We start from the raw sequence: 22,812 nt of genomic DNA on the forward strand, positions 1-22,812 counted from the left end.
CGAACTCGTAGCCGCCAGTGGCCTCCAACACCACCAGGGCCGGCGCCAGGGCCATGGCCTGGTGGACGAGTTGCTCGATGCCGCTGACGTCATTGGCGAGCTGCCAGGTCTTGGCCTGGTCGCTGCTGGCGACCTCCAGCGTCTGGCTGGAGACATCGATACCGATAAAAACACAGTCGGACACGTCCTCTCACTCCCATCCTTGTCTATGCGAACTTCAAGTTCCTACAACCGTTCGGGCTGCAAGAAAGGACGGTCCGGCTCAGGCGCCCAGTGCTCAGTCACGGGCTTCACGCATCCCAGAGGCCGCTCGGGCTACCCGAGCCGGTCCGAGGCTTAAAGATACAAGGCCGCCGGGCTGGCGCCCCGGGGCGGCTTCATAGAATCCCCGCCCATGCAGCCCACCCCCGCCGCCGCGAGCGAGCGCCCTCCCCTCACGCACCGGCTGCGCCGGCTGATGACCTGGTTCGGCGGTTCGCGCCGGTGGTGGACCATCGGCGTCGTCACCGCCATGATGGCCGCCCTCACCGAGCCCCTGATGCCCGCGCTGATGAAGCCGCTGCTGGACCGCGGCTTCACCCAGGGCCGGCTGGCGCTGTGGATGGTGCCGGCGGCGATCGTCCTGCTGTTCGCCGTGCGCGGCGTGGCGCAGTTCGTCTCGCAGTACGCGCTGGCGCGCATCGCCAACGAAGGCATGCAGCGCCTGCGCCGCGTGCTCTTCGAGCGCCTGCTGTCGGCCGAGATGGGGCTGTTCTCGCGCCAGTCCGCCAGCGCCCTGTCCAACACCGTGGTCTACGAGGTGCAGACCGGCGGCGTGCTGCTGGTGCAGGCGCTGCTGAGCCTCTCGCGCGACGGCTTCACCGTGATCGCGCTGCTGCTGTACCTGCTGTACCTGAACTGGAAGCTCACGCTGGTGGTGGCGGTGCTGGTGCCGGGCGTGTCGTGGATCATGAAGCTGCTCTCGCGGCGCCTGTACCGCCTGACGCGGCAGGGCCAGGCCGCCACCGACGAGCTGGCCTACGTGGTCGAGGAGAACGTGCTGGCGCACCGCATGGTCCGCCTGCACGGCGCGCAGGACGCGCAGGCGGCGCGCTTCGAGCGGCTGTCGCACCAGCTCAACCGGCTGGCGGTCAAGTCCACCATCGCCTCGGCGGCGATGACGCCGCTCACGCAGCTCTTCGCGGCCGTGGCGCTGTCGGTGGTGGTGATGATCGCGCTGTGGCAAAGCAGCAAGCAGGGCCTCTCGGTGGGCGGCTTCGTCGCCTACATCACCGCGATGCTGATGCTGATCGCGCCGATCCGCCGCCTGGCCGACATGGCCAACCCGATCACCCGCGGCCTGGCGGCGCTGGAGCGCGGGCTGGGCCTGATCGACGACACGCCCTCGGAGACCGGGGGCCGCTTCGCGCTGGCGCGCGCCAGCGGCGGCATCGAGCTGCGCAACGTGCGCGTGAACTACCGCGACGACGATGACGCGCGCGCGCTGGACGGCCTGAACCTCGTGATCCGGCCCGGCGAGGTGGTCGCGCTGGTCGGCCCTTCCGGCTCGGGCAAGACCACGCTGGTCAACCTGCTGCCGCGCTTCGTGCTGCCCTCGGCCGGCCAGGTGCTGCTGGACGGCACCGACGTCGCCGACTGGCAGCTCGCCAGCCTGCGCGCGCAGTTCGCGCTGGTGAGCCAGGACGTGGTGATGCTCAACGACACCCTGGCCGCCAACGTGGCGCTGGGCCAGGCCGTCGACCGCGAGCGCGTGCAGCGCTGCGTGGAGGCGGCCAACCTGGCGCCGCACGTGGCCGCCCTGCCGCAGGGCATCGACACCGTGCTGGGCCACAACGCGACGCAGCTCTCGGGCGGGCAGCGCCAGCGCCTGGCCATCGCGCGGGCGCTGTACCGCGACGCGCCGGTGCTGCTGCTGGACGAGGCGACCTCGGCGCTGGACACCGAGTCGGAGCGGCAGGTGCAGGAGGCGCTGCAGCGGCTGATGCAGGGCCGCACCACCGTCATCGTGGCGCACCGCCTGTCCACCATCCAGCATGCCGACCGCATCATCGTCATGGACCGCGGCCACATCGTCGAGCAGGGCAGCCATGCGCAACTGATGGCGGCCGACGGGCTCTACGCGCGGCTGCAGACGCATGCGGTGGGCACGGTGCAGGCGGGGGCCGACCCCATCCTGTGAGCCCGCGCGCGCTGCGGCGCGTCAGCGGCCGGCCGGGTCGCCCTGCAGCCGGGCGCGCCAGTCCTCGGCCCCGCCGTGGTCGCGCCGTCGGCCGAAGAGCCGCCGCCACGAAGGCGGCAGCGGCAGGGCGAGCACCTCGTCGAGCACGGCGGGGTCGCAGTTGCGCTCGGCGATCAGCGCCAGCAGGCGGGCCACGCTCCAGCCGGGGAACGGGCGGCGCAGCAGCCGCACCGCGTCGCCCGCGCGCACCTCGCCGGGCCGAACCACGCGCAGGTACCAGCCGGCACGGCCGCCTTCCTGCACACGCTGCGCCATGTCGGGCACGCCGAAGCGGTCGTTGAGCTTCCAGCAGGGCTGCCGCCCCTGGCTGACCTCGAACCGTGCGCTGCCCACCTGCCACTGGTCGCCCAGGCAGACCTGCGCCTCGGTCACGCCCTCCAGGCTGAAGTTTTCGCCGAAGGCGCCGGGATGCGCCAGCCGCTCCGCGGCGTGCGGCAGCGCCGCTCGCCAATCCGCGTAGTGCTCCCAGGCGTAGCAATGCACCGCCTTGTCGGGGCCGCCGTGCACGCGCAGGTCGCCCTGCTCGTCGCCGGCCAGGCCGAGCGGCCCGGCCGCCACCGCGCCCGTGCACGGCGTCTTGTCGATGGCGCTGCGCTGGCCGGGCCGCGCCGTGGGGCGTGCCGGGCCCGTCAGCACGGCACGCAGGCGGCCGATATCGTGCAGGTCGGAACTCATAGGGCGGGAGAAGCGGAAGGCGGCATGCAGCCTCCATCCTCGCATCCCTGCGACGGGCGTGCATCCTCTGGCACCGCGCCGGCAGGCTCGGCCACCAGCCCGCCCAGCAGCGCGCCCAGGTGCAGGTCGTCGATGGCGCCGAAGTGATGCAGCCGCACGCCGCCCTGCCGGTCCAGCACCACCAGGCTCGGCGTGCCGCGCAGCTGCAGGGCCTGCATGGTCAGCGGCACGCCCCGGGCGCCGTCGGGCTGCTGGTCGATGCCAATGGGGAAGTCCAGCCGGTACTCGTGGATGAAGGCCTGCAGCGCCTCGGCGCTGCCCATCACCGCGTGATGCTCGAACACCGTGTGCAGGCCCAGCACCACGAGCTGCTCCGCCGGGAAGCACCGGTGCACGCGCTGCGCCTGCGGCAGGCCGTGGGCCACGCAGCCCGGGCACAGCATCTGGAAGGCATGCAGCACGACCACGCGGCCGCGCAGCGCTGCCAGCGTGGGCGGCGCCGGCGTGTTGAACCAGTGCGAGACGCGCAGCTCGAGCGCCATGGCCTCAGCCCGCCTGCCGGTGCAGCGCGACGGCGGGGAAGTCCAGCGGCACGTCGAACGCCAGGTTCACGTAGTTGGTGAACAGGTTCAGCGCCACGTGCGCCACGATCTCGACGATCTCCTCGTCGTTGAAGCCCGCGTCGCGCAGCGCCTGGACCTCGGCCGCCTCCACTTGGCCGCGCGCCTCGACCAGGCGCAGCGCGAAGCGCAGCGCGGCGGCCGTGCGCGGATCCGCCGACTCGCCGCGCTGCGCGGCCGCCATCTCGTCGGCGCTGGCGCCCGCCTTGCGGCCCAGCACGGTGTGCGCCGCCAGGCAGTAGCGGCAGGCGTTGCGCTCGGCGACGGCCACCGCGATCTGCTCGCCCAGCCGGGGCGGGATGACCCCGGCACCCAGCGCGCCGAAGCTGCCCCACATGCTCTTGAGCGCCGCCGTGGAATGGGCGACGGCGCGGAACATGGCGGGCGTCGCGCCGAAGGCGTCGTGGATCTGGGCCAGCAGTTGCCGGCCTTCGCCGGTGCCGCCGTCGGCGGCCATCAGGGAGAGACGGGTCATGGTGCGTTTCCTTTGCGATAGAGGCGATGTGCCGACGCCAGTGTCGACCGTGGCTCCGTATCATTGGCCACGATTCATCCGGAATTCATGCCAGATCGTCCAATCCCTGCCGACCCCGCGCCGCTGGACCGCCTGTCCGGCCTGCTGGAGCACTGCCGCGTGCATGCGCGCCTGTTCCACCAGGGGCCGCTGTGCGGCGTGAGCGCCTTTCCCGCCGAGCCGGGCCGCGGCTTCCTGCACGTGATGCGCAGCGGCTCGCTGGAGCTGCGCCACGCGGCGCGCAGCGGCCTGCCGCGCCGCCTGCAGGTGAGCGAACCGAGCCTGCTGTTCTATCCGCGGCCGCTGGCGCACGTGTTCCACAACCCGCCGGCCGACGGCTCGGACTTCGTCTGCGCCGAGCTGGACTTCGGCGGCGGCGCCGCCAACCCGCTGGCGCGCGCCCTGCCGCCGCTGGTGCTGCTGCCCCTGGCGCGCGTGGAGGGCCTGGCGATGTCGCTGCAGCTGCTGTTCGCGGAAACCGAGCGCGTGCGCTGCGGGCAGCGCCTGCTGGCCGACCGGCTGTTCGAGGTGGTGCTGATCCAGTTGCTGCGCTGGCTGCTCGACCATCCCGCCGAGGCCGGTGTGCAGCCGGGCCTCATCGCCGGCCTGGCCGATCCGCGCCTCGCGCGGGCGCTGACGGCCCTGCACGAGGCGCCGGGCGAGGCCTGGAGCCTGGACGCGATGGCGCGCCACGCCGGCATGTCGCGCAGCAGCTTCGCCGCCCGCTTCAAGGCCGTGCTCGGCCAGACGCCGGCCGCCTACCTGGCCGACTGGCGGCTGACGCTGGCCCAGGCCGCGCTGCGCAGCGGGCGCCCGGTCAAGCAGATCGCGGACGAACTGGGCTATGCCGGCGCGTCGGCGCTGTCGCGGCGGTTCAGCCAGCGGCTGGGGCAGTCGCCGCGGCAGTGGCTGGCGCGCGAGTCGTGAATCGGCGCGTCGGCAGCGCTCGACGGCATTGATAAGGAACTCTCAAAAATACGCCAAGTATTTTTCGATTGTTCTTGCCAAACGGGCTCCTTAGAGTGCCCCTTGCGCCATGTGCCCCCGATGCATGCGCGCAAGGAGACACCAGAAGATGTTGAAGTTCGACCCCAACCTGCGTTGGCTCTTCACCGAGCTGCCGATGTGGGACCGGTACGCCGCGGCTGCACGCGCCGGCTTCAGCGGCGTGGAAGTGGCCTTCCCCTACGAATATCCCGCTGCAGAACTGAACGCCATGCTGCGCAACGAGGGGCTGACGCTCGTGCAGATCCTGGCCCCCGTGGACTGGGAGGCCGGCTCGCGGGGCATCGCGGCGCTGCCCGAAATGAAGCAGGCGTGTCGGCGCAGCGTGGAGACCGCGATCGAATACGCCGTCGGCGTGGGCAAGCCCATGGTCCACATACTCGCCGGCAACCTGGAACCGCACCACGTGCGCAGCGAATGCCTCGCGGTCTTCAAGGAAAACCTCGCCTACGCGGCCGACCTGGCCGCGCGCGAAGGCATCACCATCATCATCGAACCGGTATGCCATGCGCGCTTTCCTGCGTACCTGTACTCGCGCCTGGACGAAGGCATCTCCATCATCGACGAGCTGGGCAAGCCGAACATCAGGCTCTGCTTCGATACCTACCACGTGCAGATGGAGGAAGGCGCGCTCACCGAACGGCTGCGCAAGGTGTTTCCCTACCTCGGCCATGTCCAGATCGGCAACACGCCAGGACGCAACGAACCCGGTACCGGCGAACTGGACCTCGGCTACTTCTTCAGGACGCTGGAGCAGTTGGGCTGGGACCGATGGGTCGGATGCGAATACGCGCCATCCACGAACACGCTGGAGTCCATCGGCTGGCACGCCCCTTTCAGGAACCGCGCATGAGAATCCTGAGCTTCATCCATGACGGCCGCCCCTCCTGGGGTGCGCTGGAGAACGACGAACGCGTCATCGATCTGGGCTTCATCGCGCCCACGTTGCGAGAGGCGCTGGCGCTGGGCGGCATCGCCGGGATCCGCTCGCGCCTGGCAGAGGCCGACCGCAGCCGGGCGCTGCGCTTCGACCAGGTCCGCCTTCTGCCCGTGGTGCCCGATCCGCAGAAGATCGTGTGCATCGGCCTGAACTACGAGGCCCACCGGCTCGAGGCCAAGCGCGCCGAAACCCTGCACCCGACCCTGTTCCCGCGCTGGCCCACCTCGCAGACCGCGCACGGCGCGGACATTCCGCTGCCGCCCGAATCCACGCAGCTCGACTTCGAGGGCGAGATCGCGCTCGTGATCGGCCAGGGCGGCCGCCGCATCGCGAAGGAGGATGCCTGGTCGCACATCGCCGGCTATGCGCCCTACAACGACGCGTCCATCCGGGACTGGCAGTACCACACCACCCAGTGGGGCGCAGGCAAGAACTTCGACGGCACCGGCGCCTTCGGCCCCTGGATGGTGACGCGCGACGAAGTGGAGGACGGCCAGCGCCTCGAACTCGTCACCCGACTCAACGGCGAGGAGGTGCAGCGCGGCAACACCGACCAGCTGATCTTCTCCATCCCGGTGCTGATCCACTACATCTCGACCGTCATGACGCTCACGCCCGGCGACGTGATCGTGACCGGCACGCCGGCCGGCGTCGGCGTCAAGCGCGAACCACAGCTTTTCATGAAGCACGGCGACCGCATCGAGGTCGAAGTCATCGGGATCGGACGGCTCGAGAACCGCGTATGCCGCGAAGAGGGCCCGCGATGACGGGCTGAGACCCTGGAAGCGTTTGACCGAATACAAGGAGACAACCACGATGCACAGCCTGCTCCGCCGCCACCTGCTCGCCCTGCTGGGAGCCACCGCGCTCGGCCCGGCGCTGGCCCAGCCCGACGCGTCGTACCCCGATCGCCCCATCAAGCTGGTGGTGCCGCTCTCGCCGGGCGGCGTCACCGACGTCTTCGCACGCGTGGTCGGCCAGCAGCTCGGCAAGGAGCTGGGCGGCACCGTCGTGGTGGAGAACAGGCCCGGCGGCGATGGCGTGATCGGCAACACCTACGTCGCCCAGGCCAGGCCGGACGGCTACACCCTGCTCTTCGCGGTGCCCTCGCTCGCGATCGACCCGGCGCTGGGACGCAAGCTGCCCTACGACGCGCTCAAGGACTTCACGCTCATCGGCCTGGCAGCCGCGTCGCCCAACCTGCTGGTGGTCAGCGCCAAGATGCCGGTCGAGGATGTGAAGTCGCTCGTGGAGCTGGTGCATGCCAATCCCGGCAAGTTCAACTACGGCCACCCGGGAGTAGGCACCACAGCGCACCTGAGTTTCGAGCTCTTCAAGCTGGCCGCCAAGCTCGATGCCACCGCCATTCCGTACAAGGGATCGGCGCCGATGATCGTGGAACTCGCCAGTGGCCAGGTCTCGATGACCAGCATGGCCGCCATCCTGGCGATGGCCGAGTCCAAAGCCGGCCGCGTGCGCGTGCTGGCCACCACCGCGCCCAACCGCTCGCCGCAGTTTCCGAACGTGCCCACCATGGCCGAGGCGGGCTATCCCACCGCGATGGTCCAGCCCTGGTTCGGCATCGCCGGCCCGGCCGGCATGCCGCCTGCCGTCACCGGCAAACTCGTCGCCGCCTTGAACAGGGCGCTGACGGCGCCCGAGGTCAAGCAGCAGTTGGCGGCCGTGGGCGGCGACGTCGCCACCGCCACGCCGGACCAGTTCCGCGAACTGATCGAAAAGGACACCGCGCGCTGGTCCAGCCTGATCAAGCAGGTGGGCCTGACCGTGTCGGCCAACTGAATCGGCGAACCGAAATCGAGGCAGGAAAGTCACCCATGCTGACCCGTGAAGACAACGAGAAACTCACCCGGACGGGGCACGACTCGCCCATGGGTGCGCTGTTCCGCAGCTACTGGCTGCCGGTGCTGCTTTCGGAAGAGTTGCCCCAGTGCGACGGGCCGCAGGTGCGCGTGCGCATCCTCGGCGAGGATCTGCTGGCCTTTCGCGATACGCATGGCCAGGTCGGCCTGGTCGAGCCGCGTTGCCCGCATCGCGGGGCCGACCTCTACTTCGGCCGCAACGAAGGTGGCGGCCTGCGCTGCGCCTATCACGGCTGGAAGTTCGATGCCGCCGGACAGTGCGTGGACATGCCCATCCTGCCGGTCGAGTCGGCCGAGAAGACGTGCCCCAGAGTGGCCATCAAGGCCTACCCCACCCGCGAATGGGGCGGCATGGTGTGGGCCTACATGGGCCGTGTGGAAGAAGGCGGCGAGTTGCCCGCACTGCCGCGGATGGAATTCGCGCTCGTGCCCGAATCGCACCGCTACGTCTCCAAGAAGCTGCAGGAGTGCAACTGGGCGCAGGCGGCCGAAGGCGGCATCGACACCGCCCACTTCTCCTTCCTCCACATGCCGGTGGCCCGCAGTGAAGAGGAATTCGTCCAGCGCGCGCTGCGCGCCGTGCGCGGCTACAACGCCCAGACGATGAACCAGGACCACGTGCGCTGGATGCGCGAGGACCCGCGCCCGCGCTACCAGGTCAAGCGCCACGCCGCCGGCCTGGTGCTCGGGGCGTCGCGCCAGGCCAATCCAGGGGAGCAGTACTGGCGCATCGCCCAGTACCTGATGCCCTGCCACGGCTACACGCCCAGCGCAGCCCGAGGGCAGACCTACCATGGCCAGAGCTGGGTCCCCATCGACGACCAGAGCTGCTGGATCTTCTGCTACTCGTGGAATCCCGATCGCCCCCTCACGCCGGAGGAAATCGGCTCGTACGACAGCGGCGGTGCGGTGTATCCCGCGCGCGACGCGCACTACAGGCCGGCGCGCAACCGCGCCAACGAGTACCTGCTGGACCGCGCCGTGCAGAAGTCGGAAAACTTCACCGGCATCGAGGGCGTGTCGGAGCAGGACGCGGCCATCCAGGACAGCCAGGGCCGCATCGCCGACCGCACCCGCGAGATGCTGGGCCCCACCGACGTCGCCGTGGTGCAGTTCCGCCGCCTGATGCTGCAGTCGGCCGACGCCGTGGCGCGCGGCGAGGCGCCACCGGGTCGCGACGATCCGCAGGCCTACCTGGTGCGCGGCGGCGGCACGGTGGCGCCTGCGGGCGACGACTTCGACGCCGTGATGCTGCGCCGCTTCGGCGACGACATGGGCCGGGTCCGCGCGGAAGCCGACGCAACGGCATCCTGACGCCACAGCTTCCTCGCCGCCCCGCCCCGGGGATCGGCCGTCGCGCGGCATGCAGGGCCTGGAGACAATCGTGGATCTGTCACAGGACGTGGGACGATCCGCCATGAATCTCACCTTGAAGCAGCTGCGCGCCTTTGTCGCGGTGGCCGACGCCGGCACCTTCACCGCCGCAGCGCAGCAGTTGCACGTCACGGCCTCGGCGCTGAGCCTGATGATCAAGGAGCTCGAATCGGTCGTCGGCACGAAACTGTTCGAGCGGACAACCCGCCAGGTGCGCCTGTCGCCCGCAGGCCGCGACTTCCGGCCTTCGGCCCACCGCCTCGTCGAAGACCTGGCACGCACCGTCGAGGGCATCCGCGACTACCAGCGCAGCGCGCGCGGCACCCTGCGCATCGCCAGTTCGCCCATGTATTCCGGCACCCTCGTGCCCCGGCTTGTCGCGGAATACCGGCGGCGCTTTCCCGGCGTCAAGGTGTACGTCCTCGACGTCGTCACCGACCAGGTGGGCGTCATGGTCGCCAGCCGCGAGGCCGATGTCGGCATCGCGCCCGAGCGCTCGGTACCGCGCGAAGTCATCCAGAAGCAGCTTTTCCGAGACCCGCTGCAGCTCGTCTGCCGACCCGACCACCCGCTGGCTGCGATGAAGCAGGTGCCATGGTCCGAGGTGCTGCGCCACCCCTTCATCTCGCTGCCGATGGACTATGCGGCGAACATGCGTGCCGACCTCGCCTATCACTCCGAGACCCTCACCCTGGAGCCGGCGATGTACGTCAACTTCATCACGACCGCGCTGGCGCTCGTGCAGGCGGGCGAAGGCGTCACCGTGCAGCCCTCGGCGGCCGAGCCGCTGGCGGCCGCCTATGGCCTGGCTGTGAAAAAGCTCAAGGACCCCGTCATCCTGCGGCGCATCTGCCTGCTGCGGCCGCGCGAGCGCGAGAGTTCGCCGTCGGCGGAGGGCTTCTGCAGCTTCGTCGAAGCCCGGTTCTCGCGATCCGGCTCCAGCCGCAGCAAGGCCCCGCCCTAGAACGTCATATCAACCGCTGGAAACGGCCGCTGGCAAGCTGGATGGACCGGCCGCCGCCGAGACGCCGAGCCTCGCGAGCGGCTCACAGCAGCACGACGTCGTACTGCCCCTGTCCCATCGCCGGCTCGGCCTGCAGCGAGATCGGCTTGCCGATGAAGTCCGACAGGCCCGCCAGGTGCTGGCTCTCCTCGTCGAGGAAGAGCTCGATCACCTGCGGCGGCGCAACGATGCGGAACTCGCGCGGGGTGAACTGCCGCGCCTCGCGCAGGATCTCGCGCAGCGCGTCGTAGGCCACGGTGCGCGCGGTGCGCACGATGCCCTGGCCGCCGCAGGCCTCGCAGGGCTCGCACAGCATGTGGGCCAGCGACTCGCGGGTGCGCTTGCGCGTCATCTCGACCAGCCCGAGCTGCGAGAAGCCTCCCGCGGTGGTCTTGACCCGGTCGCGCGCGAGCTGCTTACGGAACTCGGCCAGCACCTGCTCGCGATGCTCGTCGCGCGCCATGTCGATGAAGTCCACGATGATGATGCCGCCCAGGTTGCGCAGCCGGAGCTGCCGCGCGATGGCCTGCGCCGCCTCCAGGTTGGTCTTGAAGACCGTCTCGTCGAAGTTGCGCGCGCCGACGAAGCCGCCGGTGTTCACGTCCACCGTGGTCAGCGCCTCGGTCTGGTCGATGACCAGGTAGCCGCCCGACTTGAGCTGCACGCGCCGGCCCAGCGCCTGCGTGATCTCGTCGTCGACGTTGTAGAGGTCGAAGATGGGCCGCTCGCCGGTGTAGTGCTGCAGCTTGCCCGCCGCCTGCGGCATGAATTCGCGGCCGAAGCGCAGCAGCAGCTCGTACTGCTCGCGCGAATCGATGCGGATGCTGGTGGTCTCCTCGGTCGTCAGGTCGCGCAGCACGCGCTGCAGCAGGCTCAGGTCCTGGTGCAGCAGCGACATGGGCGGCATGCGCAGCGCCTGCTCGCGGATGCGCGACCAGGCCTTGCGCAGGTAGGCGATGTCGTCGCCCAGCTCGGCGTCGCTGGCGTCCTCGCCGTTGGTGCGCAGGATGAAGCCGCCATGGCTCGACGCACCCTGCCCGCCGTCGCCCTGTGCCGCCGCCTCGGCCAGCGCCAGCAGCCGCTGGCGCAGCGCGTCGCGCTCGGCCAGCGGGATCTTCTGCGACACGCCGATGTGGTTGTCCTGCGGCAGGAAGACCAGCATGCGCCCGGCGATGCTGATCTGCGTGGACAGGCGCGCGCCCTTGGTGCCGATCGGGTCCTTGATCACCTGCACCAGCAGCGACTGGCCCTCGAAGACCTGCTTCTCGATGGGCACTTGCGCGGCGCGGCTGGGTTCACGGTCGACGGGCGCGGCGGCCCCGCGCGAGCCGGGCGTGAAGGGCGCGACGAGGTCGGCCACGTGCAGGAAGGCGGTGCGCTCCAGGCCGATGTCGATGAAGGCCGACTGCATGCCCGGCAGCACGCGCTGGACCTTGCCGAGGTAGACGTTGCCGACCAGGCCGCGCTCCAGCGTGCGCTCCACGTGCAGCTCCTGCACGGCGCCGTGCTCGACCACCGCCACGCGCGTTTCCTGCGGCGACCAGTTGATGAGGATGTCCTGCATGTCTCTCAGACGGAAAAGCCGGCGCGGCGCAGCAGTTGCGCCGTCTCGAAGGCGGGCAGGCCCATGATGCCCGAATAGCTGCCCGCCATGTGCTCGGCGAAGGCGCCGGCGCGGCCCTGGATGGCGTAGGCGCCGGCCTTGCCGAGCGGCTCGCCGCTGGCGACGTAGGCGGCGATCTGCGCGCGCGTCAGCGACGCGAAGCGCACCTGCGAGACGCTCAGCGCCTGCAGGCGCCGCCGGCCGGACTGCACGGCCACGGCCGTCAGCACGCGGTGCGCGCGGCCGGAGAGCGAGGCCAGCATGCGCGCGGCGTCCTGCGCGTCCGCCGGCTTGCCGAGGATGCCGCGGCCCAGCGCGACTGTGGTGTCGGCGCACAGCACCGGCGCGGCCGGCAGAGCGCGCGCCTTCATCCGGCGCACGGCGGCATCGAGCTTGAGCGCCGTCACGCGTTGCACGTAGGCGCTGGCGGACTCGCGCGGCAGCACCGCCTCCAGCGCCTCGGCGTCCTCGTCGGGCGCGGGCAGCAGCGGCCGGTGCGCGATGCCGAGCTGGTCGAGCAGCTGTGCCCGGCGCGGGCTCTGCGAGGCGAGGTAGACGAAGGCGGGCGCGTTCTTGTTATTCACGGTGGTACGGATGGCCGGCGTTGACGGACCAGGCGCGGTAGAGCTGCTCGGCCAGCAGCACGCGCACCATGGCGTGCGGCAGGGTCAGGTCCGACAGGCGGATGCGTTCGTGGGCGGCGGCCTTGAAGCCGGGGTCGAGGCCGTCGGGCCCGCCGATGACCAGCGCCACGTCGCCGCCCTCGCCCTGCCAGTGCGTCAGGCGCGCGGCCAGGGCCTTGGTGGTGAGCGCCGTGCCGCGCTCGTCCAGCGCGACGATGCGCGTGCCGCGCGGGATGGCCGCCTCGATGCGCTCGCGCTCGGCGGCCAGCAGCGTGTCCAGCGTCTTGCTGGCGCGCGGCTCGGTCTTGACGGCCTTGAGCTCGAGCCTCAGCTCGGGCGGAAAGCGCTTGGCGTAGTCGTCCCAGGCCGTCTGCGCCCAGTCGGGCACGCGCTGCCCGACGGCGACGACCCAGAGCTTCATGCCTTGCGGGCGGGCGCCTTCTTGGCGGCGGCCTTCTTCGCCGGCGCGGCCTTCTTCGCAGCCGGCTTCCCGGCAGCGGTCTTCCTGGCCGGTGCGGCCTTGGCGGCGGACGCCTTCTTCGCCGGGGCCTTCTTCACCGGGGCGGCCGGCATCTTGGCGGCCGCGGTCTTCTTCGCCGCGGGCGTCTTGGCCGGCGCGGCGGCTGCTGCCTTGGCGGCGCCCGGGCCCCTGAGCTTCAGCGGCTTCTCGCCCCAGATCTCCTCCAGCCGGTAGTACTGGCGGATGGCCGGCTGCATGATGTGGGCGACGGCCGGGCCGCAGTCCACGATGATCCATTCGCCGTTCTCCTCGCCCTCGATGCGGGGCTTGGAGAAACCGGCGTCCTTCACCGCCTCGCGCACGCTGGCGGCCAGGGCCTTGGTCTGGCGGTTGGAGGTGCCGGAGGCGACGATCACCCGCTCGAACAGCGGCGAGAGGTGTTCGGTGTTGAAGACCTGGATGTCCTGCGCCTTGACGTCCTCGAGGCCATCGACGATGGCCCGTTGCAGTTTCTGGATGTCTTTCTTGGCGGCGGCTTCGGTGGCGAAGGAACTCATCAGGTCGTGTGATAGAGGTGGTGCTGGTCAATATAGCGTGCAACGGCGGGGGGAACCAGTCGGGACAGGTCCTCGCCCCGCGCGGCGCGCGCGCGGATGTCGGTGGCGCTGGCGGCGGTGGGCGTGAGGCCCAGCCGCTCGAAGCGCGCGCCGGGCGGCAGGCCCGGCAGGGTGTGGGGGTCGAAGGGGTCGGCGGCGCCCCCGGGGCCGATGCGCTCGGCCACCAGGATCACGGCCATCGACAGGATCTCCTGCCAGCCGTGCCAGCTCGGCAGCGCGCGCACCTGGTCGGTGCCCAGCAGCAGCACGAGCTGCGCGTCGGGCCGCTCGGCCTGCAGCTCGCGCAGGGTGTCGATGGTGTAGGTGGGTCCGTCGCGCCGGGTTTCGCGCTCGTCCACCACCACGCCCGGCAGCTCGCCGAAGGCCAGCCGTGCCATCGCGATGCGGTGCACGGCCGGGCTGAGCGTGCGCGCCTTGTGCCAGGCGTGGCCGGTCGGGAAGACGCGCAGTTCCTGCAGCCGGCCCTGGGCCAGCGCCTCGCGCGCCAGCGCCACGTGCGTCAGGTGCGGCGGATCGAAGGCGCCGCCGAAGAAGCCGATGCGCGGCCGGCCGGCCTCGTTGCTCAGAGCCATTCGCGGCGCGGCAGGAAGTCGGTGTAGAGCCTCGCTTCGGGCGAGCCCGGCTCGGGCGCCCACTGGTAGGCCCAGCTCGCCTGCGGCGGCATCGACAGCAGGATCGACTCGGTGCGCCCGCCCGACTGCAGGCCGAAGTGCGTGCCGCGGTCCCACACCAGGTTGAACTCGACATAGCGGCCGCGCCGGTACAGCTGGAACGCCCGCTCGCGCTCGCCCCAGGGCATGCCGCGGCGGCGTTCGACGATGGGCAGGTAGGCCGGCAGGAAGGACTCGCCCACCGACTGCAGCATCTCGAAGCTGCGCGCCATGCCCAGCTCGGCGAAGTCGTCGAAGAAGATGCCGCCGATGCCGCGCTGCTCGCCCCGATGCTTGAGGAAGAAGTACTCGTCGCACCAGGTCTTGAAGCGCGGGTACAGGCCGTCGCCGAAGGGGGCCAGCGCATCGCGGCAGGTGCGGTGGAAGTGCACCGCGTCCTCCTCGAAGCCGTAGTACGGCGTCAGGTCCATGCCGCCGCCGAACCAGCACACGGGCTCGGCATCGGCCGGCAGCGCGGCCAGCATGCGCACGTTCATGTGCACCGTCGGCACGTAGGGGTTGCGCGGATGGAAGACCAGCGACACGCCCATCGCCTCGAAGGGCGCGCCGGCCAGTTCGGGCCGGTGCTGCGTGGCCGAGGGCGGCAGCTTCGGTCCGCGCACCTGCGAGAAGCCGCAGCCGGCGCGCTCGAACAGCTCGCCGCCTTCCAGGATGCAGGTCAGGCCCTCGCCCTGCAGCGGCTCGCCGGGCGCCTTCTTCCAGGCGTCGCGCACCGCCGTGCCGCCGTCGGCGGCCTCCACCGCATCCATGATGCGCTGCTGCAGGCCGCGCAACCAGGCGCCCACCAGGGCCGGCTGGGAAACGGACATCAGCCGCCCTGCCCGCCGCGCGGTGCCACGGCGCGGTGGCCGATGTCCTTGCGGTACTGCACGCCGTCGAAGCGCACCTGCGCCGCGACCTCGTAGGCACGCTGCTGCGCCAGGCGGATGTTGTCGGCCAGCACGGTGACGCACAGCACCCGGCCGCCGCTGGTGACGAGCTGCCCGTCCTGCAGCGCCGTGCCGGCGTGGAACACCACGGCATCGGGCGCCTCGGCCGGGATGCCGGCGATCGCGTCGCCCTTGCGCGGCGAAAGCGGGTAGCCGTGCGCCGCCAGCACCACGCCCAGCGCCACGCGGCGGTCCCACTGCAGCTCGACCTGGTCGAGCGTGCCGTCGGTGGCGTGCCACAGCACCTCGAACAGGTCCGACTTCAGCCGCATCATGATCGGCTGCGTCTCCGGGTCGCCCATGCGGCAGTTGAACTCCAGCGTCTTGGGGTGGCCGTCGCGGTCGATCATCAGGCCGGCGTAGAGGAAGCCGGTGTAGGGGATGCCGTCTTTTTCCATGCCCTTGATGGTGGGCAGGATGATCTCGCGCATGGCGCGGGCATGCACCTCGGCCGTGACCACCGGGGCCGGCGAGTAGGCACCCATGCCGCCGGTGTTGGGGCCCTGGTCGCCGTCGAGCAGGCGCTTGTGGTCCTGGCTGGTGGCCAGGGCCGTCACGTTCTTCCCGTCGCACAGCACGATGAAGCTGGCCTCCTCGCCGTCGAGGAACTCCTCGATGACGACGCGCGCCTGGCCCTCGTTGTGGCTGATGCCCAGCGTGTTGTCGACCAGCATGAAGTCGACGGCCTCGTGCGCTTCGGCCGGCGTCATCGCCACCACCACGCCCTTGCCCGCCGCCAGGCCGTCGGCCTTGACAACGATGGGCGCGCCCTTCGCATCCACGTAGGCGTGGGCGGCGACCGGGTCGTCGAAGGTCTCGTACTCGGCCGTGGGAATTTTGTGGCGCTTCATGAACGCCTTGGAGAAGGCCTTCGAGCTTTCGAGCTGCGCGGCCGCCTTGGTGGGGCCGAAGATGCGCAGGCCGTGGTCGCGGAACTCGTCCACCACGCCGGCGGCCAGCGGCGCCTCGGGGCCGACCACCGTGAGGGCGATCTTCTCGGCCTGGGCCCACTCGCGCAGCTTCACCGGGTCGATGATGTCCACCGGGATGAAGCGCTTGTCCAGCGCCGTGCCGCCGTTGCCGGGCGCGACGTACAGCTTCGAGACGCGCTCGGACTGCGACAGCCGCCAGGCCAGGGCATGCTCGCGGCCGCCGCCGCCGATGACGAGGACCTTCATAGCGCCCTCCGCCGAGCCGCCTCAAGGAGGGTGCGCGCCCCCTCGGGGGGCAGCGAGGACACGAAGTGCCGAGCGTGGGGGTTCATTCCGCGATTTCCGCGTTGTGATAGACCTCCTGGACGTCGTCCAGGTCTTCGAGCATGTCGATCAGCCGCTGCATCTTCGCGCCGTCCTCGCCGGCCAGTTCGATGCTGTTCTCGGGCCGCATGGTCACCTCGGCGAATTCGGGCGTCAGGCCCGCAGCCTCCAGGGCGTTCTTCACCGCCTCGAAGTCGCCCGGCGCCGTCAGCACCTCGATGGCGCCGTCGTCGCCGGTGATCACGTCCTCGGCGCCGGCCTCCAGGGCCACTTCCATCACCTTGTCCTCGCTGGTGCCGGGCGCCAGGATGATCTGGCCGACGTTCCTGAACTGGAAGGCCACCGAGCCCTCGGTGCCCATGTTGCCGCCGTACTTGCTGAACACGTGCCGCACCTCGGCCACCGTGCGCACCCGGTTGTCGGTCATGGTGTCCACGATGATGGCCGCGCCGCCGATGCCGTAGCCCTCGTAGCGGATCTCCTCATAGGTCACGCCCTCGAGGTTGCCGGTGGCCTTGTCGATGTTGCGCTTGATGGTGTCGGCCGGCATGTTGGCGGCCTTGGCCTTGTCCACCGCCAGGCGCAGGCGCGGGTTGGCGTTCAGGTCGCCGCCGCCCTGGCGCGCGGCGACCATGATCTCGCGGATCACGCGCGTCCAGATCTTGCCGCGCTTCTCGTCCTGCCGGCCCTTTCTGTGTTGGATGTTTGCCCACTTGCTGTGTCCGGCCATGGCGCTGTGCTCGTTTCTCTCGGCTGACTGAAAAGGGGCGCGATTTTACGTCCGCGCACCGCGCCGGCCGCCTACATGGGCCCGTCAAGCGTGCTGGTGATAATCGGCGCCCTCGCCGCGAAGCAGATCGGCCCCTGCGCCCGATGCTTCGGCATACTCGCCTGCCATGTCCGCACGCCCGACGCCCCAGGATCCGCCCGCCACCGCCCTGCGCGTCGAGCGCAGGCCACTCGCCCAGGTCCGGGCCGAGGCCGCGGCCGGCCATCCGCCCCCCTTCGCCGCCCTCGCCTACGGCGCCACCGGCCACGAACCCTGGATGACCGGCGTGGCCGCCCACGTGCTGCTGGCCGGCGAGACGCAGGCCGACGTGTGGCGTGCCGGCGCGGCCGTGCAGTCCGGCACCACGGGCGTGGTGCGCTGGCGCACCGACGGCCAGTGGCTGCTGGGTGTGGTCGACCTGAGCGCCGCCGACGAGGCAGGCGGCCTGGAGCCGCTGGCGCGCCGGGCCTATGCCAACGTGTTCCAGACCCTGGCGCAGGCCGGCTGCCCGCACCTGCTGCGCCTGTGGAACTACCTGCCGCGCATCAACGCCGAGGGTCACGGGCTGGAGCGCTACCGCGAGTTCAACGCCGGCCGCCAGCAGGCTTTCCTCGACGCCGGCTACGCCGCCTTCGACGGCGCGCCGGCCGCCTGCGCCCTGGGCATCCGCGATGGCGGCCTGTGCGTACGCTTCCTGGCCGGCCGGGCGCCGCCGGTGCCGGTGGAGAACCCGCGCCAGGTGTCGGCCTACCGCTATCCCGAGCGCTACGGCCCGCGCGCACCGACCTTCTCGCGCGCCGCGCTGGCGCAGCTCGGCGGCGGCGAGGTGGCGCTGTTCGTCTCCGGCACGGCCAGCATCGTCGGTCACGAGACGGTGCACCACGGCGACGTGCCGGCGCAGCTGGCCGAGACCCTGGTGAACCTGCGCACCGTCGTCGGCGAGGCGAACCGCCGCACCACCGCCCGCTTCGCGCTGGAAGACACCGAGCCGGTCGTCTACGTGCGCCATCCGGCGGATGCCGGGGACATCCGCCGCCGGCTGGCCGAGGCGCTGGGCGCCGAATCGCGCTTCATGCGCCAGGCGGTGTTCCTGGAGGCCGACATCTGCCGCGCCGACCTGCTGCTGGAGATCGAGACCCACGCCACGGCCCCGGGACGCCTCGATCCGACATGATGCGCGCCTACCGCCTGGCCAAGGCCGTCCTCCTCGCGCCGGTGCTCTACGTGCTGCTGCTCGGCCTGGGCCTGATGTCGCTGGCCTGGAACCTGGTGGCCATGCTGCTGTACCCGCTGCTGCCGCCCGCGCCGGGGCGCACGGTGGGCCGTGCCGGCATCGCCTACGGCTACCGCCTGTTCTGGGCCGTCGCCAGCGCGGTGGGCATGATGCGCATCGACGCCCGCTGCCTGCGCGCGCTGAAGGACGAGCCGGGCCTGGTCATCGTCGCCAACCACCCGACCATGCTCGATGCGCTGCTGCTGGTGGCGCACCTGCCGCGCAGCGCCTGCATCATGAAGGCCTCGCTGATGAGGAACGTCTTCCTCGGGGCCGGCGCGCGGCTGGCGCGCTACATCCGCAACGACTCGGCGCGCACCATGGTCCGGCTGGCCGTGGACGACCTGCGCAGCGGCGGGCAGCTCGTGGTCTTCCCCGAGGGCACGCGCACCGAGGGCGGCACGCTCAACCCCTTCCGTCCCGGCGTCACGCTGATCGCCCGGCGGGCCGCGGCGCCCATCCAGACCGTCTTCATCGACACCGATTCGCCCTACCTCGGCAAGGGCTGGCCGATCTGGCGCGTGCCGCCGCTGCCCATCGTCTTCCGCATGCGGCTGGGCGAGCGCTTCATGCCCACGGAAGGCAGCGACGCCATGCTGACGAAAATCGAGAACTACTACAGACACCACATGGAGGCGGCGCCCCGAGGAACAGCGCCGGAGGCATGCCAGAACAACCATCGCGCACCCACCTGGTCCTGATCCCCAGCTACGACACGGGTGAACGCCTCTTCTCGACCGTCGCTGCGGCCCGCGCGCAGTGGAACCCCGTGTGGGTGGTGATCGACGGCAGCACCGACGGCACCGGCGAACGGCTGGAAGCCCAGGCCGCTGGCGACCCCGGCCTGCGCGTGTTCCGCCTGCCATTCAACCAGGGCAAGGGTGCAGCGGTGCTGCACGGTCTGCGCGCGGCACGCTCGGCCGGCTTCACCCACGCGCTGACGATGGACAGCGACGGCCAGCACCCGGCCGACCTGATCCCCGCCTTCATGCAGGCGTCGCGGCAGCGGCCCGAGACGATGGTGCTCGGCCGGCCGGTCTTCGACGCCAGCGCGCCGCTGCTGCGCGTGCGCGGACGCAAGGTCTCCAACAGCTGGACGCAGCTGGAAACCCTGTTCGCCGGCATCGGCGATTCGCTCTACGGCTTCCGCGTCTACCCGGTGGACGGGCTGCTGGCGGTGATGGAGAAGCAGCCCTGGATGCGCCGCTTCGACTTCGACACCGAGGCCGTGGTGCGGCTGGCCTGGCGCGGCGTCAAGCCGGTGAACATCGACGCGCCGGTCAAGTACCTGAGCGCCGAGGAAGGCGGCGTCTCGCACTTCCGCTACGGCCGCGACAACGCGCTGCTGACGTGGATGCACACGCGCCTGATGGTCGGCTTCGTGCTGCGGCTGCCGATGCTGCTGTGGAAGCGCCTGCGCCGGCTGCCGCCCTTCCAGCCCTGAGGCGCGGCCTCAGATCATCCCGCCGTTCACGCTGATCACCTGCCCCGTGATGTAGCCCGCCTCCGGCCCCGCCAGGAAGGCCGCGAGCGCCGCCACCTCCTCCGGCGTGCCCGCGCGCTGCACCGGCACCATCTGCTTGACCACGGCCGGGTCGAACACCGCATCGGCCATCGGCGAGGCGATGATGCCCGGCGCGATGGCGTTGACCGTCACGCCGCGCGAGGCCACCTCCAGCGACAGCGCCTTGGTCGCGCTGTTGAGCGCGCCCTTGGCGGCCGCGTAGTTCACCTGCCCCTTGTTGCCGGCGATGGCCGCCACCGACGAGATGTTGAGGATGCGCCCCCAGCGCGTGCGCAGCATCGGCAGCAAAAGCGGCTGCGTCACGCGGAAGAAGCCGTTGAGCGACACGTCGATGACCTTGTGCCACTGCTCGGGCCGCATGCCGGGCAGCACCGCGTCGTCGTGGATGCCGGCGTTGTTGACCAGCACCTGCACCGGCCCGCCTTCGAGGATGCGCGCGCAGGCGGCGGCGCAGGCCGCGTCGTCGGTCAGGTCGAACACGTGGCACTCGGCCTGGCCGCCGGCAGCGGCGATGCGCGCGGCCAGCGCCTCGATGGCCTCGCGCCGGCCGTTGGCATGCAGCAGCACGGTGGCGCCCTCGCGGGCCAGGCGCTCGGCGATGGCCGAGCCCAGGGCGCCGCTGGCGCCGGTGACGAGGGCGCGCTTGTTCTTCAATGCAGTCATGGCGAAGTCGAGGTCGGGTTGTCGGGCAAGGGCGTGTTGAGCACCACCACCACGCGGCCCTCGGCCACGGGCTGCTGCGCGCCGTCCTCCACGCGGAAGGCGTACATCACCTGGCTGGCGTCGCCCGAGAGGCGCTGCGCATGCAGGTGCAGCGGCGCCGGCCGGTCGTGCAGGGTCGCGGCGCTGAACTTCACGCTGCGCACGCTGGCGATGTAGCCGGCCGAGGGCTCGCTGCCTTCGGCCGTGAGCAGCCCGCCGTGCAGCGCCATCGCCTGCGCGGCGAACTCGATGGCCGTCGGCGCCAGCAGGCCGCCGCCGGTGCGCAGCGGGTTGGCCGGGTCGGCGTGGCGCGCGGTGGTGCAGTGGATGGCCTGCGCGTCCCAGCCTTCCAGCCGGTCGAGCAGGCACATGTCGCCGTGGTGCGGGATGCGCGCGGCGATGCCGGCGCGGTCGAGGGTGGCAGGTGCGTTCATGAGGGTCGTTGTTCGGCGTCGGCCACGAGCAGCACATTGGCGAAGGGCGTGCCCTCGCTCATCGGGATCGGCTGCACCGCGAAGCCCAGCCGCTGCAGCAGCGCGATCCATTCATCCAGCGTGCGGCCCCAGGTCGGCGAGACCTTGTGGCCGCGGATGCGCGTGACGGTGCGGTCCACCCACTGGCTGATGGCGAAGCCGCGGCGGCTGGCCGCGTCGCCCACGCGCAGCAGCAGGCGGCCGGGCACGGCGCGCTCGCAAGAAGACGCCGGGCCGCCCCAAGGCTTCTTGTCCCCCTTGGGGGGCGGGCTGGGCGCAGCCCAGCCTCGGGGGCGGTCGGACGCACCGCGCAGCAGCGCGTCGCGCACGCGGGCCAGCACGCCCTCCTGCGCGGCATGGTCGACGTAGTGCAGCACGTCGAGGATCACCACCACGTCGCAGGCCGGGAAGACGGCGCTGCACATGTCGCCGCACACCAGCGTCGGCACGGGCCGGATGTGGCCCACGGCGCGGCGGGCGCGCTCCACGTCGCGCGGCATCAGCTCGATGCCGGTGTAGACGGGCTCGGCCGGCGTCGGTGCCCAGGCCATCGGCCAGGCGCCGTCGCGCTGCATCGCGGCCGCGCTCGCCAGCAGGTTGGCGAACAGGCTCTGGCCGGAGCCGATGTCCAGCATGCGCGGCCGCGCCGGCCCGATCAGCCCGCGCGAGACGATGCCGCGGAAGGCCGGGTCCCAGCCCAGCTTGCCGCGGGCGAAGTGCCAGCCGAAGTTGCCGGACTGGCGGTACGGCGCGGTGGCCTGCGCATGCAGGTCGCGCCAGGCGGCGTCGGGCGAGAGGCTCTGGGGTTGGGCGATGGCGTTCATTCGTCGATGGGTTCGCGCAGGGCCTGGGGCAGCGTGACCGAGCGCAGGCCCTGGCGCTGCAGTTGCGCCAGCAGCGGCGGCAGCACCTCCAGCACCACCGGCCGGCCGGCCGCGGTGCGCGCCGCATGGCCGTCGTGCAGCAGCAGGATGTCGCCGGCGGCCAGGCCGTCGGCCAGCCGTGCCAGCACTTTGGCGGCGTCGCGCTCGCGGGTGTCGAAGCCGCGCCGCGTCCAGCTCACCAGCAGCAGGCCCAGGCGGTGCAGCACGGGCGCGAGGAAGGGGTTGCGGAATCCTGCCGGTGCCCGGAAGCAGGTGGGGCGCTCGCCGGTCACGGCCGCGATCATGTCCTGCGCGCGGGAGATCTCGGCCGCATAGCCGCGCGGCCCGAGGACGGAAAAGTTGTGCCGGTGCCGCGCCGTGTGGTTCTGGATGCTGTGGCCGCGCGCCAGGATCTCGCGCGCCAGTGCGGGATGCGCCTGCACCCGCTCGGCGATGCAGAAGAAGGTGGCGCGCTGGCCGGCCGCGTCGAGCAGGTCCAGCACGGCGGGCGTGACCCCGGGCTCCGGCCCGTCGTCGATGGTCAGCGCGACCTCGCCGCGCGCCGCCGCGGCGGCCGGCAGCCGCGTCATGTTCTGGCCCAGCCAGCGGCTGCGCGGCGTCAGGCCGATGGCGGTGATGGCCGCATGGTTCACCACCACCGCGCCCAGCGCCCAGGGCCAGGCGCCGGGCACCGCCACGGCCGCCGCGACCGCGCCGAAGTGCAGCGCGGCGCTGACGCGCAGGAAGGGCGGCGCGCGCCAGGGCGGCGGCGGGGCGGTCGGGGCAAGGGTGTTCATG

General features: G+C 71.4%; 25 protein-coding genes and 1 pseudogene. 10 read left to right on the forward strand and 16 right to left on the reverse strand.

All coding sequences use genetic code 11. The features are described 5' to 3' along the window. Positions 1 to 184, reverse strand: a pseudogene (locus tag Q392_RS14490) (IS110 family transposase); the annotation flags it as partial. A 210-nt stretch (positions 185 to 394) separates the two neighbouring features. Here Q392_RS14490 and msbA point away from each other — a divergent pair. After that, a complete protein-coding gene (msbA, locus tag Q392_RS14495) occupies positions 395 to 2,179 on the forward strand; it encodes a lipid A export permease/ATP-binding protein MsbA (protein WP_038208912.1) in 1,785 nt (594 codons plus the stop codon). A gap of 21 nt (positions 2,180 to 2,200) precedes the next feature. Here msbA and Q392_RS14500 read toward each other — a convergent pair whose 3' ends face one another. Genes Q392_RS14500 through Q392_RS14510 form a run of 3 tightly spaced genes read right to left on the reverse strand, consistent with a single transcriptional unit; the run spans position 2,201 to position 4,009 of the window. Continuing rightward, entirely contained in the window at positions 2,201 to 2,914 is a 714-nt protein-coding gene (locus Q392_RS14500; protein ID WP_038208914.1) for an MOSC domain-containing protein, read from the reverse strand. Further along, the gene (locus Q392_RS14505) at positions 2,911 to 3,456 is read right to left on the reverse strand and encodes a peroxiredoxin family protein (RefSeq protein ID WP_038208917.1); all 546 of its coding nucleotides are present in this window, start codon (positions 3,454 to 3,456) and stop codon (positions 2,911 to 2,913) included. The genes Q392_RS14500 and Q392_RS14505 overlap by 4 nt, the downstream gene beginning before the upstream one ends. A 4-nt stretch (positions 3,457 to 3,460) precedes the next feature. Then, positions 3,461 to 4,009 (reverse strand): carboxymuconolactone decarboxylase family protein, encoded by a 549-nt coding sequence (locus Q392_RS14510; protein WP_038208920.1) that lies wholly within the window; start codon positions 4,007 to 4,009, stop codon positions 3,461 to 3,463. A gap of 87 nt (positions 4,010 to 4,096) precedes the next feature. On the opposite strand from Q392_RS14510, the gene Q392_RS14515 reads away from it, so the two are divergent. From Q392_RS14515 to Q392_RS14540, 6 genes are all read left to right on the forward strand, one after another. Then, a complete protein-coding gene (locus Q392_RS14515; RefSeq protein ID WP_038208923.1) occupies positions 4,097 to 4,975 on the forward strand; it encodes an AraC family transcriptional regulator in 879 nt (292 codons plus the stop codon). A 148-nt stretch (positions 4,976 to 5,123) separates the two neighbouring features. Then, positions 5,124 to 5,906 (forward strand): hydroxypyruvate isomerase family protein, encoded by a 783-nt coding sequence (locus tag Q392_RS14520; RefSeq protein WP_038208925.1) that lies wholly within the window; start codon positions 5,124 to 5,126, stop codon positions 5,904 to 5,906. Then, entirely contained in the window at positions 5,903 to 6,760 is an 858-nt protein-coding gene (locus Q392_RS14525; RefSeq protein WP_038208927.1) for a fumarylacetoacetate hydrolase family protein, read from the forward strand. Before Q392_RS14520 ends, Q392_RS14525 begins: the two co-directional genes overlap by 4 nt. Positions 6,761 to 6,809: 49 nt before the next feature. Next, entirely contained in the window at positions 6,810 to 7,793 is a 984-nt protein-coding gene (locus Q392_RS14530) for a Bug family tripartite tricarboxylate transporter substrate binding protein (protein ID WP_038208930.1), read from the forward strand. A 35-nt stretch (positions 7,794 to 7,828) separates the two neighbouring features. Further along, on the forward strand, positions 7,829 to 9,187 hold the full coding sequence (locus Q392_RS14535) for a Rieske 2Fe-2S domain-containing protein (protein WP_038208933.1): 1,359 nt from the start codon (positions 7,829 to 7,831) through the stop codon (positions 9,185 to 9,187). Between the two features lie 103 nt (positions 9,188 to 9,290). Continuing rightward, the gene (locus Q392_RS14540; RefSeq protein WP_038208937.1) at positions 9,291 to 10,211 is read left to right on the forward strand and encodes a LysR family transcriptional regulator; all 921 of its coding nucleotides are present in this window, start codon (positions 9,291 to 9,293) and stop codon (positions 10,209 to 10,211) included. Positions 10,212 to 10,293: 82 nt separating this feature from the next. Here Q392_RS14540 and rng read toward each other — a convergent pair whose 3' ends face one another. The 8 genes from rng to Q392_RS14580 all read right to left on the reverse strand — a co-directional run bounded on the left by rng (position 10,294) and on the right by Q392_RS14580 (position 17,139). Next, positions 10,294 to 11,814 (reverse strand): ribonuclease G, encoded by a 1,521-nt coding sequence (rng, locus tag Q392_RS14545; protein ID WP_038208940.1) that lies wholly within the window; start codon positions 11,812 to 11,814, stop codon positions 10,294 to 10,296. A 5-nt stretch (positions 11,815 to 11,819) separates the two neighbouring features. Then, the gene (locus Q392_RS14550) at positions 11,820 to 12,437 is read right to left on the reverse strand and encodes a Maf family protein (RefSeq protein ID WP_038208943.1); all 618 of its coding nucleotides are present in this window, start codon (positions 12,435 to 12,437) and stop codon (positions 11,820 to 11,822) included. Continuing rightward, positions 12,430 to 12,897 carry a 23S rRNA (pseudouridine(1915)-N(3))-methyltransferase RlmH gene (gene rlmH, locus Q392_RS14555; RefSeq protein WP_038208946.1) on the reverse strand — a complete coding sequence of 156 codons (468 nt, stop codon included), beginning with the start codon at positions 12,895 to 12,897 and terminating at the stop codon, positions 12,430 to 12,432. The genes Q392_RS14550 and rlmH overlap by 8 nt, the downstream gene beginning before the upstream one ends. Beyond that, positions 12,894 to 13,493, reverse strand: a complete 600-nt coding sequence (rsfS, locus tag Q392_RS14560) for a ribosome silencing factor (RefSeq protein WP_038208949.1) — start codon at positions 13,491 to 13,493, stop codon at positions 12,894 to 12,896. Before rsfS ends, rlmH begins: the two co-directional genes overlap by 4 nt. Next, positions 13,493 to 14,125, reverse strand: a complete 633-nt coding sequence (gene nadD, locus Q392_RS14565) for a nicotinate (nicotinamide) nucleotide adenylyltransferase (RefSeq protein WP_038208952.1) — start codon at positions 14,123 to 14,125, stop codon at positions 13,493 to 13,495. Before nadD ends, rsfS begins: the two co-directional genes overlap by 1 nt. Next, positions 14,116 to 15,033 (reverse strand): oxygen-dependent coproporphyrinogen oxidase, encoded by a 918-nt coding sequence (hemF, locus tag Q392_RS14570; RefSeq protein WP_038208955.1) that lies wholly within the window; start codon positions 15,031 to 15,033, stop codon positions 14,116 to 14,118. Before hemF ends, nadD begins: the two co-directional genes overlap by 10 nt. Further along, positions 15,033 to 16,331 carry a phosphoribosylamine--glycine ligase gene (gene purD / locus Q392_RS14575; RefSeq protein ID WP_038208959.1) on the reverse strand — a complete coding sequence of 433 codons (1,299 nt, stop codon included), beginning with the start codon at positions 16,329 to 16,331 and terminating at the stop codon, positions 15,033 to 15,035. The genes hemF and purD overlap by 1 nt, the downstream gene beginning before the upstream one ends. A gap of 82 nt (positions 16,332 to 16,413) precedes the next feature. Then, positions 16,414 to 17,139, reverse strand: coding sequence for a YebC/PmpR family DNA-binding transcriptional regulator (locus tag Q392_RS14580; RefSeq protein WP_038208961.1), 726 nt, complete (start codon positions 17,137 to 17,139; stop codon positions 16,414 to 16,416). A gap of 166 nt (positions 17,140 to 17,305) precedes the next feature. On the opposite strand from Q392_RS14580, the gene Q392_RS14585 reads away from it, so the two are divergent. From Q392_RS14585 to Q392_RS14595, 3 genes are read left to right on the forward strand one after another with little or no spacing between them, the layout of a single operon-like run. Next, a complete protein-coding gene (locus Q392_RS14585; RefSeq protein ID WP_051953494.1) occupies positions 17,306 to 18,352 on the forward strand; it encodes a chorismate transformation FkbO/Hyg5 family protein in 1,047 nt (348 codons plus the stop codon). Continuing rightward, positions 18,349 to 19,152, forward strand: a complete 804-nt coding sequence (locus Q392_RS14590) for a lysophospholipid acyltransferase family protein (RefSeq protein WP_038208964.1) — start codon at positions 18,349 to 18,351, stop codon at positions 19,150 to 19,152. The genes Q392_RS14585 and Q392_RS14590 overlap by 4 nt, the downstream gene beginning before the upstream one ends. Next, entirely contained in the window at positions 19,116 to 19,895 is a 780-nt protein-coding gene (locus tag Q392_RS14595) for a glycosyltransferase family 2 protein (protein ID WP_038208967.1), read from the forward strand. Before Q392_RS14590 ends, Q392_RS14595 begins: the two co-directional genes overlap by 37 nt. A gap of 9 nt (positions 19,896 to 19,904) precedes the next feature. Here the strand turns inward: Q392_RS14595 and fabG are convergent, their stop codons facing one another. The 4 genes from fabG to Q392_RS14615 are packed head-to-tail and all read right to left on the reverse strand — an operon-like array spanning position 19,905 to position 22,811. After that, a complete protein-coding gene (fabG, locus tag Q392_RS14600; RefSeq protein ID WP_038208970.1) occupies positions 19,905 to 20,639 on the reverse strand; it encodes a 3-oxoacyl-ACP reductase FabG in 735 nt (244 codons plus the stop codon). Then, entirely contained in the window at positions 20,636 to 21,112 is a 477-nt protein-coding gene (locus Q392_RS14605) for a hotdog family protein (protein ID WP_038208973.1), read from the reverse strand. The genes fabG and Q392_RS14605 overlap by 4 nt, the downstream gene beginning before the upstream one ends. Continuing rightward, positions 21,109 to 21,975 (reverse strand): class I SAM-dependent methyltransferase, encoded by an 867-nt coding sequence (locus Q392_RS14610; RefSeq protein WP_038208975.1) that lies wholly within the window; start codon positions 21,973 to 21,975, stop codon positions 21,109 to 21,111. The genes Q392_RS14605 and Q392_RS14610 overlap by 4 nt, the downstream gene beginning before the upstream one ends. Beyond that, complete coding sequence (locus tag Q392_RS14615) at positions 21,972 to 22,811, reverse strand: polysaccharide deacetylase family protein (RefSeq protein WP_038208978.1); 840 nt, start codon at positions 22,809 to 22,811, stop codon at positions 21,972 to 21,974. The genes Q392_RS14610 and Q392_RS14615 overlap by 4 nt, the downstream gene beginning before the upstream one ends. Between the last annotated feature and the right edge of the window lies 1 nt (position 22,812).

It is taken from the genome of Xenophilus azovorans DSM 13620, from assembly GCF_000745855.1.
Classification (GTDB): Bacteria; Pseudomonadota; Gammaproteobacteria; order Burkholderiales; family Burkholderiaceae_C; genus Xenophilus; species Xenophilus azovorans.